15 protein-coding genes and 1 other RNA gene are annotated in these 14,959 nt (G+C 63.6%); 5 read left to right on the forward strand and 11 right to left on the reverse strand.

The annotated features are described in order from the left end of the window. Window positions 1–58: 58 nt before the first annotated feature. From gcvP to N5D53_RS05125, 10 genes are all read right to left on the reverse strand, one after another. Window positions 59–2,932, reverse strand: a complete 2,874-nt coding sequence (gcvP, locus tag N5D53_RS05080; RefSeq protein WP_279840163.1) for an aminomethyl-transferring glycine dehydrogenase — start codon at window positions 2,930–2,932, stop codon at window positions 59–61. A gap of 196 nt (window positions 2,933–3,128) precedes the next feature. Then, window positions 3,129–3,512: a glycine cleavage system protein GcvH gene (gcvH, locus tag N5D53_RS05085; RefSeq protein WP_020191591.1), complete on the reverse strand. Its 384-nt coding sequence runs from the start codon at window positions 3,510–3,512 to the stop codon at window positions 3,129–3,131. A 51-nt stretch (window positions 3,513–3,563) separates the two neighbouring features. Next, window positions 3,564–4,646, reverse strand: coding sequence for a glycine cleavage system aminomethyltransferase GcvT (gcvT, locus tag N5D53_RS05090; RefSeq protein WP_279840164.1), 1,083 nt, complete (start codon window positions 4,644–4,646; stop codon window positions 3,564–3,566). A 127-nt stretch (window positions 4,647–4,773) separates the two neighbouring features. After that, the gene (locus N5D53_RS05095; RefSeq protein WP_190869843.1) at window positions 4,774–6,396 is read right to left on the reverse strand and encodes an iron ABC transporter permease; all 1,623 of its coding nucleotides are present in this window, start codon (window positions 6,394–6,396) and stop codon (window positions 4,774–4,776) included. A gap of 154 nt (window positions 6,397–6,550) precedes the next feature. After that, window positions 6,551–7,552: an extracellular solute-binding protein gene (locus N5D53_RS05100; protein ID WP_004575832.1), complete on the reverse strand. Its 1,002-nt coding sequence runs from the start codon at window positions 7,550–7,552 to the stop codon at window positions 6,551–6,553. Between the two features lie 169 nt (window positions 7,553–7,721). After that, window positions 7,722–8,939, reverse strand: coding sequence for a 2-octaprenyl-3-methyl-6-methoxy-1,4-benzoquinol hydroxylase (locus N5D53_RS05105; RefSeq protein ID WP_177429918.1), 1,218 nt, complete (start codon window positions 8,937–8,939; stop codon window positions 7,722–7,724). Window positions 8,940–8,948: 9 nt separating this feature from the next. Continuing rightward, the gene (locus tag N5D53_RS05110; protein ID WP_010955722.1) at window positions 8,949–9,431 is read right to left on the reverse strand and encodes a DUF4442 domain-containing protein; all 483 of its coding nucleotides are present in this window, start codon (window positions 9,429–9,431) and stop codon (window positions 8,949–8,951) included. Beyond that, the gene (gene ubiH, locus N5D53_RS05115; RefSeq protein ID WP_104962770.1) at window positions 9,428–10,627 is read right to left on the reverse strand and encodes a 2-octaprenyl-6-methoxyphenyl hydroxylase; all 1,200 of its coding nucleotides are present in this window, start codon (window positions 10,625–10,627) and stop codon (window positions 9,428–9,430) included. Before ubiH ends, N5D53_RS05110 begins: the two co-directional genes overlap by 4 nt. Beyond that, entirely contained in the window at window positions 10,624–11,958 is a 1,335-nt protein-coding gene (pepP, locus tag N5D53_RS05120) for a Xaa-Pro aminopeptidase (RefSeq protein ID WP_003253692.1), read from the reverse strand. Before pepP ends, ubiH begins: the two co-directional genes overlap by 4 nt. A 21-nt stretch (window positions 11,959–11,979) precedes the next feature. Next, window positions 11,980–12,534, reverse strand: coding sequence for a YecA family protein (locus tag N5D53_RS05125; RefSeq protein ID WP_010955725.1), 555 nt, complete (start codon window positions 12,532–12,534; stop codon window positions 11,980–11,982). Between the two features lie 181 nt (window positions 12,535–12,715). On the opposite strand from N5D53_RS05125, the gene N5D53_RS05130 reads away from it, so the two are divergent. The 4 genes from N5D53_RS05130 to N5D53_RS05145 all read left to right on the forward strand — a co-directional run bounded on the left by N5D53_RS05130 (window position 12,716) and on the right by N5D53_RS05145 (window position 14,145). After that, complete coding sequence (locus tag N5D53_RS05130; protein WP_029886233.1) at window positions 12,716–12,898, forward strand: TIGR02449 family protein; 183 nt, start codon at window positions 12,716–12,718, stop codon at window positions 12,896–12,898. Further along, on the forward strand, window positions 12,895–13,215 hold the full coding sequence (locus tag N5D53_RS05135; RefSeq protein WP_010955726.1) for a cell division protein ZapA: 321 nt from the start codon (window positions 12,895–12,897) through the stop codon (window positions 13,213–13,215). The genes N5D53_RS05130 and N5D53_RS05135 overlap by 4 nt, the downstream gene beginning before the upstream one ends. Before the next feature lie 17 nt (window positions 13,216–13,232). After that, a non-coding RNA gene (gene ssrS, locus N5D53_RS05140) (6S RNA) lies at window positions 13,233–13,412 on the forward strand. Between the two features lie 124 nt (window positions 13,413–13,536). Next, complete coding sequence (locus tag N5D53_RS05145; RefSeq protein WP_010955727.1) at window positions 13,537–14,145, forward strand: 5-formyltetrahydrofolate cyclo-ligase; 609 nt, start codon at window positions 13,537–13,539, stop codon at window positions 14,143–14,145. A gap of 19 nt (window positions 14,146–14,164) precedes the next feature. On the opposite strand, the gene N5D53_RS05150 is transcribed toward N5D53_RS05145, so the two are convergent. Then, window positions 14,165–14,317, reverse strand: coding sequence for a hypothetical protein (locus N5D53_RS05150; RefSeq protein WP_003253683.1), 153 nt, complete (start codon window positions 14,315–14,317; stop codon window positions 14,165–14,167). 178 nt (window positions 14,318–14,495) lie between these two features. Here N5D53_RS05150 and N5D53_RS05155 point away from each other — a divergent pair, with 178 nt between their 5' ends. Further along, the gene (locus tag N5D53_RS05155; protein ID WP_104962772.1) at window positions 14,496–14,945 is read left to right on the forward strand and encodes an EVE domain-containing protein; all 450 of its coding nucleotides are present in this window, start codon (window positions 14,496–14,498) and stop codon (window positions 14,943–14,945) included. Window positions 14,946–14,959 lie beyond the last annotated feature (14 nt).

The following is a 14,959-nucleotide window of genomic DNA, read 5'->3' on the forward strand; positions in this document are numbered from 1 at the left end:
GCCTGCTTCGCGGGTGAACCCGCTCCTACAGGCACCCGCGAAGCATCCAACACCAACCTCAGCGATAAGCCTCCACCGGCACACACGCACAGAACAGGTTCCTGTCCCCATACACGTTGTCTACCCGGTTCACCGCCGGCCAGTATTTGTGCTGGCGCACGTGAGTACTGGGGGCCACCGCCTGCTCCAGGCTATACGGTCTGTCCCATACCCCCAAGACATCAGCCAAGGTATGCGGTGCATGTTTCAGCGGGTTGTTCTCCGCTGGCCAGTTGCCCTGCTGTACTTCGTCAATTTCCGCCCGAATTGCCAGCATCGCCTCGACGAACCGATCCAGCTCGGCCTTCGATTCACTCTCGGTCGGCTCCACCATCAACGTGCCCGGCACCGGGAACGACATGGTCGGTGCGTGGAAGCCATAGTCCATCAGGCGCTTGGCCACGTCCTCTTCGCTGATGCCTGTCAGTGCCTTCAACGGCCGCAGGTCGAGGATGCATTCATGCGCCACGCGCTGGTTGCGCCCACGGTAGAGCACCGGGAACGCCGCGCCCAACTGGCTGGCCAGGTAGTTGGCCGAAAGGATAGCCACCTCGCTGGCGTCGGCCAGCTGCGGGCCCATCATGGCGATGTACATCCAGCTGATCGGCAAGATGCTTGCGCTGCCCCAGGGCGCGGCGCTGACCGCGCTATTGTTCGGGTCCAATCCAGGCACCGGCACTACCGGGTGGCTGGCGACGAACGGCTTGAGGTGCGCGCGGATACCGATCGGCCCCATACCCGGGCCGCCGCCACCGTGGGGAATGCAGAACGTCTTGTGCAGGTTCATGTGTGAAACATCGGCCCCAATGTCTGCGGGGCGCGCCAGGCCCACCTGGGCGTTGAGGTTGGCACCGTCCATGTAAACCTGGCCGCCGTGCTGGTGCACCACATCGCAGATTTCGCGTATCCCCTCTTCGTACACGCCGTGGGTCGAGGGGTAGGTGATCATCAGGCACGACAGACGTTCCCCGGCCGCATGCGCCTTGGCTTTGAGGTCAGCCAGGTCGACGTTGCCATCGTTGTCGCAATCGACGATCACCACTTCCATGCCGGCCATCTGTGCCGACGCCGGGTTGGTGCCGTGGGCCGACGACGGGATCAGGCACAACGTGCGCATCGGCTGGTGGCGGCTGCAGTGATAGCGGGTAATGGCCATCAGGCCGGCGTATTCACCCTGAGCACCGGAGTTGGGCTGCATGCAGATCGCATCGAAGCCGGTGATCGCGCACAGCCAGCTTTCCAGTTCGTCGATCATCGCCTTGTAGCCTGCTGCCTGGGCCGCCGGGGCGAAAGGGTGCAGCTGGGCAAAACCAGGCCAGGTGATGGGGATCATCTCACTGGTGGCGTTGAGCTTCATGGTGCACGAGCCCAACGGAATCATCGACTGGTTCAGCGCCAGGTCCTTGTTCTCTAGCTGCTTGAGGTAGCGCAGCATCTCTGTTTCGCTGTGATGCAGGTTGAACACCGGATGGGCGAGGAATGGCGTGCGTCGCACCAGGCTGGCGGGGATGCCTTCAGGCAGGGCCAGCTGGTCGAGGGCGGTGATTTCCAGGCCATGATCCACCCCCAGGAAGATGTCGAGCAGGCGCAGCACCGTCTGTTCGTTGCAGGTTTCGTCCAGGCTCACGCCCAGGTGCCCGCGACCGAGAATGCGCAAATTGATGTGCGCGGCCTCGGCGCTTTCAATGATGGCCGCCTGGGCACCGCCAACATTCAGGGTAAGGGTGTCGAAGAAGTGCTGATTGAGGCGTTTGATGCCTTTGGCCTCAAGGCCGGCAGCCAGGATGAAGGTCAGCCGGTGCACACGCTGAGCGATGCGTTGCAGGCCTTCCGGGCCGTGGTACACCGCGTAGAAGCCGGCGATGTTGGCCAGCAGCACCTGGGCCGTGCAGATGTTGGAGTTGGCCTTTTCGCGGCGAATATGCTGCTCGCGGGTCTGCAGGGCCATCCGTAATGCGGTGTTGCCACGGGCATCGCGCGACACGCCGATGATGCGCCCCGGCATGGCCCGCTTGTAGTCGTCGCGACAGGCGAAATAGGCCGCGTGAGGCCCGCCGTAGCCCATCGGCACACCAAAGCGCTGGGTCGAGCCCAGCACCACATCGGCGCCCAGCTCTCCGGGCGGTGCCAACACCACCAGGCTCAGCAGGTCAGCGGCTACGCAGGCCATGGCCTGCTGGCTGTGCAACTGGTCGATCAGCGGGCGCAAATCGCGCACTTCGCCGTGGGTGTCCGGGTACTGCAGCAAAGCGCCGAACACCGAGTGTTTGGCAAGGTTATCCACAGAATCGACGATCAGCTCGAAGCCGAAGCCTTCGGCGCGGGTCTTGAGTACCGATAGGGTCTGCGGATGGCAGTGCTCGTCGGCAAAGAAGGCGTTGCTCTTGTTGCGCGCCACCCGCTTGGCCAGGGCCATGGCCTCGGCGGCAGCGGTGGCTTCATCGAGCAGCGAGGCATTGGCCAGAGGCAGGCCGGTGAGGTCGATGACCATTTGCTGGAAGTTCAGCAGCGCCTCCAGCCGGCCTTGGGCAATTTCGGGTTGGTAGGGCGTGTAGGCGGTGTACCAGCCAGGGTTTTCCAGCACGTTGCGCAGGATGACCGTGGGGGTGATGGTGCCGTGGTAGCCCATGCCGATGAGGCTGGTCCAGACCTGGTTCTGTTCGGCATAACCGGCCAGCTTGGCCAGGGCGGCTTGCTCGTCCAGTGCCGCAGGGAGGTCGAGGGGGCGATTGAGGCGGATGTCTGGGGGAACGGTCTGCTCGATCAGCTCGTTGCGGCTGGCGATACCCAGCGCGTTGAGCATGGCCTGCTGCTCTGTGGCATCGGGGCCCAGGTGGCGGCGCAGAAATGGGTTGAGCTCTTGCAGTTGATGCAGGGATGGCGACTGGGACATGACGACGCTCTCTTCCTAGACCAGGCCTCATGGAGACTTACAAGTCTAGGAAGGGATTGCCGATTGTGCGGGGAAACTTGTCTGCAGGCCCGGCCTCTTCACGGCTAAAGCCGCTCCTACAGGGGCTGCACCCGTCTCGAATGCAGCGCTGTACCTGTGTAGGAGCGGCTTTAGCCGCGAAGCAAGCGACGCGGTCTTACTCGCCAATCAGCGCCTGGTAGCCAGCCGCATCCAGCAACTTGTCCAGCTCGGCCGGGTTGCTTGGCTTCAATTTGAAGATCCACGAACCGTAAGGCTCTTCGTTGAGCAGTTCCGGGCTATCGGCCAGCTCTTCGTTGACCGCAATCACTTCGCCACCGACCGGGGCATAGATGTCCGAAGCGGCCTTGACCGACTCCACCACACCTGCAGCGTCGCCAGCGCCAAACACTTTGCCGACTTCAGCCAGTTCGACGAACACCACATCACCCAAGGCTTGCTGGGCGTGATCGCTGATACCCACGGTCACACTGCCGTCGGCTTCCAGGCGAGCCCACTCATGGCTTTCGGCAAAACGCAGTTCGGCGGGGATATTGCTCATGTCTTGAATTCCTCGATTGGCTCAGCGGTACGCCCGCCGGTTATAAATTGTTCAGATCAGGATCTTGCCGTGGCGCACGAAGGTCGGTTTGACCACCCGCACCGGGTACCACTTGCCGCGAATTTCCACCTCGGCCCGATCACCGGTAGCCATAGGCACGCGCGCCAACGCAATGGACTTGCTCAGCGTAGGCGAGAAACTACCACTGGTGATCTCCCCTTCGCCAATGCCGGCTACACGCACGACCTGATGGGCGCGCAGTACACCGCGCTCTTCCAGCACCAGACCCACCAGTTTTTCCTGCACGCCGTGCTCGATTTCCGCAAGCAGGCCGACACGGCCGATGAAGTTGCGCTCGGCCGGTTCCCAGGCGATGCTCCAGCCCAGGTTGGAGGTGAGCGGGGTGTGGTTTTCGTCGATGTCCTGGCCGTACAGGTTCATGCCGGCTTCCAGGCGCAGGGTATCGCGGGCGCCCAGGCCGCTTGGGGCGATACCGGCGCCGACCAGGTCGTTGAAGAAGGCCACCGCCTGATCGCCCGGGAAGATGATCTCCAGGCCGTCCTCACCGGTATAGCCGGTGCGGGCAATGAACCAGTCGCCGTCAGCAACGCCCTCGAACGGGCGCAGTTCGCGGATGAGTGCAGCGCGCGCGGGGCTGAGCAGGGCCGCAACCTTTTCGCGGGCCCGCGGCCCCTGGATGGCAAGGATGGCCAGATCAGGGCGGACCTGGAAGTCCACGGAAAAACCGGCACGTTGCAATTGCAGCCAATCGAGCACCTTGGCACGGGTGGCGGCATTGGTGACCAGGCGATAGCCGGTTTCAGTGCGGTAGACGATCAGATCATCGATCACCCCGCCCTGTTCGTTCAGCAGCGGGCTATACAGCGCCTTACCGGTGTCGTCGAGGCGGGCCACGTCGTTGGCCAGCAGGCGCTGCAGCCAAACAGTGGCATCAGTGCCTTCGACATCGATCACGGTCATATGGGAGACATCGAAGACGCCGCAATCGCGGCGCACCTGGTGGTGCTCCTCGACCTGCGAGCCATAGTGCAGGGGCATGTCCCAGCCACCGAAATCGACCGTCTTGGCGCCTAGCGCCAGGTGCAGGTCATACAAAAGCGTGCGCTGTCCCATGGGTTTCTCCTTCCGGGCGTGGCGAAGCGGCAGCGGTCGATGACGTTGGGTCGTCAGCTTTTCTTGTTACTCACACCCGCCGCGCGAATGCCGCGCATTGTAGCCGCAAGGTCGCAAACTGACATCCTCAGTGACTGTGACCGGGTCGACGTGCCGAACGGCGAATCAGGCCGATGACCGGCAGCAGCCCCACCAATACCAAGGTCAGTGCCGGCAGCGAGGCGCGCGCCCACTCGCCTTCGCTGGTCATCTCGAACACCCGCACGGCGAGGGTGTCCCAGCCGAACGGCCGCATCAGCAAGGTGGCGGGCATTTCCTTGAGCACATCGACGAACACCAGCAGCGCGGCGCTAAGTGCCCCCGGCACCAGCAGCGGCAGATACACCTTGAAAAACAATCTTGCGCCGCCAACACCCAGGCTGCGCGAGGCTTCAGGGAGTGACGGGCGGATGCGCTCCAGGCTGCTCTCCAGCGGCCCGTAGGCCACCGCGATGAAGCGCACCAGGTAGGCCAGCAGCAACGCCGAGAGGCTGCCTAGCAGCAGCGGCTTGCCGGCGCCGCCCATCCAGCTGGACAGCGGGATGACCAGGTGGTTGTCGAGGTAACTGAAGGCCAGCATGATCGATACCGCCAACACCGAACCGGGCAGGGCATACCCCAGATTGGCCAGGCCAACCCCGGCGCGGATTCCGCCCGTCGGTGCCTGGCGCCGGGCGAAGGCCAGCAGCAGCGCCACGCATACCGTGACCAGCGCCGCCATGCTGCCCAGGTACAGGGTGTGCAGCACCAGGCCGACGTAACGCTCATCCAGGTCATGCCGACCGCGTTGCCAGAACCACACCAGCAACTGCGCCAGCGGGATGACGAAAGCGCAGGCAAACACCAGCAGGCACCAGCCACTGGCCAACAGCGCCTTGAGGCCGCGCAGGTGATACAGCGCCTGCGCGCGCGGCCGTTCGTTGCCGCTCCGGCTGGCACCGCGGGCGCGGCGCTCGCCGTACAGCACCAGCATCACCGCCAGCAGCAGCAGGCTGGCCAACTGGGCCGCACTGGACAAGCTGAAAAAGCCGTACCAGGTCTTGTAGATGGCCGTGGTGAAGGTGTCGAAGTTGAATACGGCCACTGCACCGAAGTCGGCCAGGGTTTCCATCAGCGCCAGGGCGATACCGGCACCGATCGCCGGCCGAGCCATGGGTAAGGCCACCCGCCAGAAAGCCTGCAGGGGCGATAACCCGAGTACCCGCGCCGCCTCCATCAGGCCCTTGCCCTGAGCCAGGAAAGCCGTGCGCGCCAACAAGTAGACATAGGGATAGAAGACCAGCACCAGGACGGTGATTACCCCACCGGTGGAACGCACCCGAGGCAGGCGCATTGGCCCGAACACCTCGCGCAGGGCACTTTGCACCGGGCCGGAAAAGTCCAGCAGGCCGACGAAGACGAACGCCAGCACGTAGGCCGGGATGGCGAACGGTAACATCAGCGCCCAGTCCAGCCAGCGTCGACCAGGGAAGTCGCAGAGGCTGGTAAGCCAGGCCAGGCTGACGCCCAGCACGGTGACACCAATGCCCACGCCCACCACCAGGGTCAGGGTATTGCCGAGCAGGCGCCCCATCTGGGTGTCGAGCAGGTGGGACCAGATCTGCAGGTCGATGGATTGCCAGGACAACAGCAGCACGCTCAGGGGCAGCAGCACCAAGGCGGCGATCAGGGAGACCGGGAGGTACCAGCGGCGTTGGGGGGTGTGGGGCAAATTGAATGTCTCTGTGGCTGATTTGCGACCGCTTTGCGGTCGTTCGCGGGTAAACCCGCTCCTACGGGGACCGCGCAAGGCAGTGCAGATCCTGTAGGAGCGGGTTTACCCGCGAAAGGGCCCTAACGGGCCCAAAGAGGATAAAGCCTGGCGCTTAGTTGTAGCCAGCCCGATCCATCAGGCGAATGGCTTCAGCCTGGCGCTTGCCGGCAATTTCCACCGGAATGCTGTCGGCCTTGAAGCTACCCCACGCCGCCACTTCCTCCGATGGTTTCACCTTCGGGTTGGCCGGGAACTCCTGGTTGATATCAGCAAACAGCTTTTGCGCTTCTTCGCCGGTCATCCATTCCACCAGTTTCTTCGCGGCTTCCGGGTGTGGCGCATGCTTGGTCAGGCCGATGCCCGAGAGGTTCACGTGCACGCCACGGTCACCCTGGTTGGGCCAGAAGATCTTCACCGGCAGGTTCGGGTTCTGCTTGTGCAGACGGCCGTAGTAGTAGGTGTTGACCACGCCCACATCACACTGCCCGGCCTCGATGGCCTGGATCACCGCGTTGTCGTCGGAGAACACATCGGTGGACAGGTTGTTGACCCACCCTTTGACGATTTGCTCGGTCTTGGCCTCACCGTGGGTTTCGATCAGGGTGGCGGTCAGCGACTGGTTGTACACCTTCTTGGCCGTGCGCAGGCACAGACGGCCTTCCCACTGTTTGTCAGCCAGGGCTTCGTAGGTGCTCAACTCCTCGGGTTTGACCCGCTCGGTGGAGTAGATGATGGTGCGGGCGCGCAGGCTCAGGCCGGTCCAGTCATGGGACGAGGCGCGGTACTGCGCCGGGATGTTCTGGTCGATGACGTCGGACTCGATCGGCTGCAGAATGCCCATCTGCTCTGCCTGCCACAGGTTGCCTGCATCGACGGTCAGCAGCAGGTCGGCCACGCCGTTGTCGCCCTCGGCCTTGATGCGCTGCATCAGCGGGGCTTCCTTGTCGGTGATGAACTTGATCTTGACCCCGGTCTTGGCGGTATAGGCATCGAACACCGGCTTGATCAGCTCGTCGATGCGCGAGGAGTACACCACCACTTCGTCCGCTGCCTGGGCAGTGCCGCCGAACAGGGTCAGGGCCAAGGCGGCCAGTAGGGGCTTGCGTGGCAACATTTGAAGCACTCCTCGATCGTATGAGAGGTGCGAATGGTAGTGAATCCCATTTTCTGGCTCACCTACCTAGGCGTTACCGGATGTTGCAAAGGACTGCCACAGGTGCATTGCGCCACGCTGTGGGAGCGGCCTTGTGTCGCGAAAGGGCCGCAGAGCGGCCCCGCCACTCTCAAGCCTTGGCCAGATCCGGCAGGTCACCACTCAAACCCAACGCCTGGCGCACAAACAGCGCCTTGGCCTCCGGCATCTGCTCCACCAGTTTCAACCCATTGTTGCGCAACCAGCGCAACGGCAGCGGATCGGCCTGGAACAACCGTTCAAACCCTTCCATTGCCGCCATTAGCGCCAGGTTGTGCGGCATACGCCGCCGCTCGTAACGGCTCAGCACCTTCACATCCGCCAACCGCTCACCACGCTCGCAAGCATTGACCAGTACCTCCGCCAACACCGCAGCGTCGAGGAAGCCGAGGTTAACACCCTGCCCGGCCAGCGGGTGGATGGTGTGCGCGGCATCGCCGATCAACGCCAGGCCTTCACCCACATAGCGCTTGGCGTGGCGCTGGCGTAGCGGCACGCATACCCTTGGGTCGGCCTGCAACACTTGGCCCAGGCGGCCCTCGAAGGCACGTTCCAGAGCCTGCAGGAAGGCAGCTTCATCCATCGCCATCAGCTGCTCGGCATGCTCCGGGGTGGTCGACCAGACGATCGAGCACCAGTCCTGCTGACCATCGCGGGTCAACGGCAGGAACGCCAGCGGACCTTCGTCAGTGAAGCGCTGCCAGGCCGTGGCCTGGTGCCCGGCGCTGCAACGCACGCTGGTGACAATGGCATGGTGCAGGTAATCCCACTCGCGGGTTTCGCAGCCGGCCAGACGCCGCACCGCCGAATTGGCACCGTCGGCAGCGATCACCAACGGTGCCCGCAGTTGCCGGCCATCCGCCAGCGTCAGCAGCCACTCATCGCCAGAGCGGCGTAATTGCTCCAGCCGCGCATTGGCCAGCAGGCCGATGTCGCTGTCGTGCAGGCGCTCCAGCAGGCCGTCCTGCACCACCCGGTTCTCGACGATATGGCCGAGCACCTGGGCATGCACACTGGCCGCCGAAAAGTGAATCTGCCCGGTGCCGCTGCCATCCCACACATGCATGTCGGAGTACGGCGTGGCGCGCCGCTTGGCAATGCCGTCCCAGGCGCCAAGGCGCTCGAGGATGCGCTGGCTGGCCGCCGATAGCGCGCTGACACGCGGCTCGAACGGGGCCTGGGCATCGAAGGGTACGACCGTCAGCGGGCCACCATCGAGCAACAAAATTTGCAGGCCACTGTGGCGCAACGCCAAGGCCAGGGCGCTGCCCACCATACCGGCACCGACAATCAACAGATCTGCGCGCATTTCCATGCCTTACGCCTGCCTCGCTTGCGGCTTGAGCCGCACGTATAGGGTTTTATCGACCCGCGCCACCAACTCGCCGGCGCCATCGCGGATATCGACCTGCAAACGCGGCAGGCATTTCTTGCCGGTGGCGGCCTGCTGGCGGATTTCGTCCAGCAGCGCATCATCGACGTGGAATTCGGCATAAACCGGGCCTTTGCCCGGCGAGATGAAATCGATGCTGGCGGCCTTGTCCCAGACGATGTAGTCGCGCCCCAGCTGCTCGATCAGCAGCAGCATGTAGAACGGGTCGACCATGGCATACAGGCTGCCACCGAACTGGGTACCGACGTAATTGCGGTTCCAGCGAGTCAGTTTCATCGCCACCTTGACGCTACGCAGGTCCGGGCTGATGTGCTGCACACGGATACCGGCACCCAGGTACGGTGGGTAGAGGTTCAGCATCCAGCGCAGCATGCGCGCCCGGCGCGCCAGTTTACGCGGGTTGCTCATGCCTGGCCCCGCGGATCAGGGCGGGTGCCCAGGCCCATGGCCTGGCGGGCGAACCAGCTTTTTGCCGGTGGCAACAAGTCGAGCCCAAGCAGGCCAAGGTTGCGCCCGGCAGCCAGCAACGGCTGATTGCTGCCGAACAGGCGGGTGACCTGGTCGGAGAAGCCGATGGTCATCGCCTGGTCCAGGCGCTGGCGCTGGTGATAGGCCTGCAACGTGGTCAGATCGCCAGGCTGCTGTGGACCCGCCAACAGCGCTTCGGCCAGGGTTTGCACGTCACGCAACGACAGATTGAAACCCTGGCCCGCGATGGGGTGCAGGCTGTGTGCTGCGTTGCCCAGCACCACCAGGTGCGGCCGCACCTGCTCCTGGGCCTCGATCAAGGACAGCGGGTAGAGGTGCCGTGCGCCTACCTGGCGCAGCGCGCCCAAGCGGTAGCCAAACACACCCTGCAGTTCGCGCAGGAAGCTGCGCTCGTCGATGTCGGCCAGGCGCCGCGCATCCATGCCCTGACGGGTCCACACCAGTGCGCAGCGGTTTTCCGGCAACGGCAGCAAGGCCATGGGGCCCTCTTCGGTGAAGCGCTCGAAAGCCTGGCCGCCGTGGGCCTCACCCGGGGTAATGTTGGCGATCAACGCGCTCTGCTGGTAAGGCGTGTGGCGCACATGGATGCCCAACTGCTCGCGCAGGCCAGAGCGGCCACCATCGGCCAGTACCGCCAGGTCACATTCCAGCTGGGTGTCATCGTTCAGCCGCAGGCGATAACCGCGCTCGATGGCCTGCATCGAGGTCACTTCGGCCGGGCAGCGCCAGCTCACCACCTCGCTGTCCAGCCCTTGCCAGAGGCACTGGCCGAGCCAGGCGTTTTCCACCACGTAACCCAGCGCCGGCACGCCCTCTTCCAGGGCATCCAGGCGGGTGGCGCCAAAACGACCACGGTCGGACACGTGAATCTGGCGAATAGGCTCGGCGCGGCGGCCGATGGCCTGCCACAGGCCCAGTTGCTGATAAATCTGCTGGGTGCCGAATGACAATGCCGAAGAGCGCGCATCGTAGCTGGGTTGGTAGCTGTCGCCGGGGGCGAACGGCTCGATCAGCAGGATCTTCCAGCCGCGCGCCTTGGCGCCGGCCTGCAGGGCCAACGCCAGGCTTGCGCCAACCAGGCCACCGCCGATGATCGCCAGGTTTACCCGGCTCATGCCACGGCCTTGCGGGCAGCCTGCATCAGCGCCTCGATCTCGGCGACCGTACGCGGCACGCCCGAAGTCAGGATTTCACAACCTTGCCTGGTCACTACCACGTCGTCCTCGATCCTTACCCCAATGCCGCGCCACTTTTTGGCCACGGCCTGATTGTCGGCGCCAATGTAGATGCCCGGCTCCACGGTCAGCGCCATGCCGGGTTCCAGTACCCGCCACTCGCCGCCTACCTTGTACTCGCCCACGTCGTGCACATCCATGCCCAGCCAGTGCCCGGCGCGGTGCATGTAGAAGGCGCGATAGGCTTCGCTGTCGATCAGCGCCTGCACATCACCTTCGAGCAAGCCCAGCTCCACCAGGCCTGCGGTGATGACCCGCACGGTCGCCTCATGGGCGTGGTTCCAGTGCTTGCCGGGGGCTATTTCGGCAAACGCCGCCGCCTGAGCCTTGAGCACCAGCTCGTAGATGGCCTTCTGCTCGGGCGAAAACCGCCCACTGACCGGGAAGGTGCGGGTGATGTCGCTGGCATAGCAGTCGATTTCGCAGCCAGCGTCGATCAGCACCAGGTCGCCATCCTTGAGCGGCGCGTCGTTCTGTTGATAGTGCAGGATGCAGCCATTGCGCCCGGCCGCAACGATCGAGCCGTAGGCCGGCATCTTCGCCCCACCCTTGCGGAATTCGTAGTCCAGCTCGGCTTCCAGGCTGTACTCGTGCAGCCCGGCGCGGCAGGCCTGCATGGCCCGCACATGGGCCCGCGCAGAAATGTCCGCGGCAGCACGCATCACCTTCACTTCCGCCGCCGATTTATACAGGCGCATATCGTGCAGCAGATGATCCAGCGCAACGAACTCGTTTGGTGGCTGGGCGCCCAGGCGTGCCTTGGAGCGGATCACATTGATCCAGTCCATCAGCCGGCGGTCGAACTCCGGGTTGCTGCCCATGGCGCTGTAGACCCGCTCGCGGCCTTCGATCAGGCCAGGCAGGATCTCGTCGATATCCGTGATGGGGAAGGCATCGTCGGCGCCGAAATCACGCACCGCCCCTTCCTGGCCGGCCCGCAGGCCGTCCCACAGCTCGCGCTCAGGGTTGCGTTCACGGCAGAACAGCACGTACTCGCCATGCTCGCGCCCTGGAATCAACGCAATCACCGCCTCGGGCTCCGGGAAGCCGCTGAGGTACTGGAAATCGCTGTCCTGGCGGTACACGTGCTCGACGTCGCGGTTGCGGATGGCAACCGCAGCGGCGGGCAGAATGGCGATGCTGTTGGGGACCATCTGCGCCATCAGCGCCTTGCGCCGACGGGCATACTCGGCCTTGGGAATGTGGCTCATGGGCAGACTACCCTTGGTTGATCAGTGCAGCGAGGGCTTGGGCGCGGGTGCGGCCGGCTTGGCCAGTTCGGAGAACAGCAGCAGGGGCGCCACGCGCAGGTATTCCATGACTTCCATGTAGTCGCTCTCACCGTCCTCGGACTCTTCGAGCGCTTCCTGGACCTGCGAAATGGCCACCAGGTCCTGCAGCACTTCCTTGGCCTCGTCGGACAAGTCCTTCCCGCCAGCGTTCAGGCCGAAACCGGTCACGAAGCCTTGGCACCACTGGCCCAGCGCGGTGGCGCGGTCGCTCAGTGCAGCATCATCGGTAGGCAGCAGCAGGACGATTGCCATGTCGTCGCTGGTCAGCTCGCCCTTGACCATTTCCTGCAAGCCGACCAAGGCATTGCGGACACTGTCACCAGGCTCGATTTCCAGCAGTTGGGCGGCATCGGCCAACCAGGCATCGGCATCGAAGCCGGCGCCGGCGCAGCTGCGGCCAATCAGCAGGCCGTGCAGTTCGGCCGGGGTGACAGGATGGCCATTGCTCGAGAGCAGCATGGCGAAAGCGTTGTAGGGCGATTGAGTATTGGGCATGGGCAGCTAGGCGCCAGACGGCGCAATGTCTAGAATGAAGACCTTGTATCCTAGCACCGGCAGGCGCGCCAAGACCATCGGCACTGGCCGTTGCCGCCCAGGGAGAGGCATCATCGCCAGGTGAGTCAACGACGGAGCGAATCGAGTGCAACCCACGCAAGAGAACGACCTGCAGGCACTGATGAGCCGATTCGAGTTGCTGATCGAACGCGTCGAGCAACTAAAACGGCAAAATGCACTCCTAGTAGCTCAGGAAAAATCCTGGCGCGAAGAGCGCGCCCACCTCATCGAAAAGAACGAGATCGCCAAGCGCAAAGTCGAGTCGATGATTTTACGCCTCAAGGCTCTGGAGCAAGACTCATGAGTTCAAGCAATAGCGTCACCGTGCAGATCCTCGACAAGGAGTACTCGATCATCTGCCCGCCCGAAGAGCGCAACAACCTGGTCAGCGCTGCGCGCTACCTGGACGGCAAGATGCGCGAGATTCGCAGCAGCGGCAAGGTGATCGGTGCCGACCGCATCGCGGTCATGGCAGCGTTGAACATTACCCACGAAATGCTGCACCGCCAGGAAGACCGCAACGATGCGCCGGTCACCGGCACGAACCGCGAACAGGTGCGCGACCTGCTGGATCGGGTAGATAAGGCTTTGTCCGACGACACGGATACCAAAATCGGCTGAGATTGGTATACTGGCGCCACTCCCTGGGGGATGCGCCAGTCGGTTATGTCCCTGAGCCGATACGCACAACCACGGGGGTTGCACGCTGGGGCCGGTGTGCATGTCCGCCCGACGGAAAGCCTTAACGCCCCCTGCAATCTCCACCTTGAACTTTCGGGTTCAAGGGCTACACCGATAGCGGTCTTATCGGGGAGCCTGAATTTTCTTGCCCGCCCCCAAGGCGGGCAATTCGTTTTGGCCGACTTTTTTCAAGCTTTGTACGACGATTCACCGCGCAGGCACTGTTCGTACCAAGCCAGCACATCTGGGATTGCCCGTGCCATGACCGAAAACGTGCCGCTCACCCGCCCCCAGCTTCGTCGCCTGCTTCGCAATGCCCGCCGCGCCCTTACCCCTGCCCAGCAACGCCAGGCCACCCTCGGCTTGTACCGCCAGCTGGCGCAACACCCCTTGTTCCGCCGCGCCCGCCACATTGCCCTGTACCTGCCCAACGACGGTGAAATCGACCCTCGCCTCCTGATGCGCGAAGCCCAGCGTCGCGGCAAGTGCATCTACCTGCCGGTGCTGCATGCCTGGCCGCGCACGCGCATGGTGTTCCAGCGTTTTGAGCAGGGTGAGAAGCTCAAGCCCAACCGCTTTCGTATTCCAGAGCCGATTATCGATCGCAAACGGCAGCGGCCGATCTGGGCGCTGGATCTGATTCTTCTACCGCTGGTCGGTTTTGACGAAGTGGGCGGCCGCCTGGGTATGGGCGGTGGCTTCTATGATCGCAGCCTGGCCTACCAGGCGCGTCGGCAAACCTGGAAAAAACCGTTGCTGCTGGGGCTGGCGCATGAATGCCAGAAGGTCGAGCGGCTGGCGCAGGCCAGTTGGGATGTTCCGCTGCAGGGCACGGTCTCGGACCGTGGCTGGTACCTGGCGCCACGTTGAGCGGCGCCAGCGGGGGGTATCAACGTTGTGGCTGGCTGGCGTCGACCGGCATCTGATAGGCGTTGTCCAGCTTGCGCTCCCAGAACCCTTGCGCATAACCGGTAGTGACCACACCCAGGCCAAAAATGAACACCAGGATCCACAGCAGATCCGGCTTTTTACGTTGATTCATCGAAGATTGCCCCCCAGGCAAACTGTTCAGTACTCGGCGATATTCTGGGTACCGCCGGCGCACGCGCTTTAAACGGGGCGCATTTTCCGACAACATGCGTCCGCACGCAAACCTTGACGCCAACCGGCTGTCGGTTTCGTGCAACAGGTTATTTCAAACCTTTTCAGGAGCAGCATTCATGGCTTACTGGCTGATGAAATCCGAGCCCGACGAGCTCTCCATCGAAGCCCTCGCACGCTTGGGTGAAGCGCGCTGGGACGGCGTGCGCAACTATCAGGCACGTAATTTTCTGCGGGCCATGAGCGTGGGTGACGAATTCTTCTTCTACCACTCCAGCTGCCCGCAACCCGGCATCGCCGGCATTGCCAGAATCACCCGCGCGGCCTACCCCGACCCGACCGCGCTGGACCCGGAAAGCCATTATCACGATGCCAAGGCCACGACCGACAGGAATCCGTGGAGCGCAGTGGATGTGGCCCACGTACAAACCTTCCCAAGGGTACTGGAACTGGGGCGGCTGAAACAGCAGGCCGGTCTGGTCGAGTTGCCGCTGGTGCAGAAAGGCAGCCGCCTGTCGGTCATGCCGGTAACGCCCGAGCAATGGGCGGTGATTGTCGCGTTGCGCTGAATGCGCAGCTAAGG

The sequence above is a fragment of the Pseudomonas sp. GD03862 genome (genome assembly GCF_029840855.1).
Classification (GTDB): Bacteria; Pseudomonadota; Gammaproteobacteria; order Pseudomonadales; family Pseudomonadaceae; genus Aquipseudomonas; species Aquipseudomonas alloputida.

Bases quoted from the DNA above. Each gene is read 5' to 3' on its own strand.
- N5D53_RS05100 (WP_004575832.1), bottom strand. From the start codon at position 7,552: ATGTTGCCACGCAAGCCCCTACTGGCCGCCTTGGCCCTGACCCTGTTC.
- N5D53_RS05130 (WP_029886233.1), top strand. From the start codon at position 12,716: ATGAGCCGATTCGAGTTGCTGATCGAACGCGTCGAGCAACTAAAACGG.
- N5D53_RS05150 (WP_003253683.1), bottom strand. From the start codon at position 14,317: ATGAATCAACGTAAAAAGCCGGATCTGCTGTGGATCCTGGTGTTCATT.
- N5D53_RS05145 (WP_010955727.1), top strand. From the start codon at position 13,537: ATGACCGAAAACGTGCCGCTCACCCGCCCCCAGCTTCGTCGCCTGCTT.
- N5D53_RS05125 (WP_010955725.1), bottom strand. From the start codon at position 12,534: ATGCCCAATACTCAATCGCCCTACAACGCTTTCGCCATGCTGCTCTCG.
- gcvT (WP_279840164.1), bottom strand. From the start codon at position 4,646: ATGGGACAGCGCACGCTTTTGTATGACCTGCACCTGGCGCTAGGCGCC.
- N5D53_RS05110 (WP_010955722.1), bottom strand. From the start codon at position 9,431: ATGAGCAACCCGCGTAAACTGGCGCGCCGGGCGCGCATGCTGCGCTGG.
- N5D53_RS05105 (WP_177429918.1), bottom strand. From the start codon at position 8,939: ATGCGCGCAGATCTGTTGATTGTCGGTGCCGGTATGGTGGGCAGCGCC.
- N5D53_RS05135 (WP_010955726.1), top strand. From the start codon at position 12,895: ATGAGTTCAAGCAATAGCGTCACCGTGCAGATCCTCGACAAGGAGTAC.
- N5D53_RS05155 (WP_104962772.1), top strand. From the start codon at position 14,496: ATGGCTTACTGGCTGATGAAATCCGAGCCCGACGAGCTCTCCATCGAA.
- gcvH (WP_020191591.1), bottom strand. From the start codon at position 3,512: ATGAGCAATATCCCCGCCGAACTGCGTTTTGCCGAAAGCCATGAGTGG.
- gcvP (WP_279840163.1), bottom strand. From the start codon at position 2,932: ATGTCCCAGTCGCCATCCCTGCATCAACTGCAAGAGCTCAACCCATTT.
- pepP (WP_003253692.1), bottom strand. From the start codon at position 11,958: ATGAGCCACATTCCCAAGGCCGAGTATGCCCGTCGGCGCAAGGCGCTG.
- ubiH (WP_104962770.1), bottom strand. From the start codon at position 10,627: ATGAGCCGGGTAAACCTGGCGATCATCGGCGGTGGCCTGGTTGGCGCA.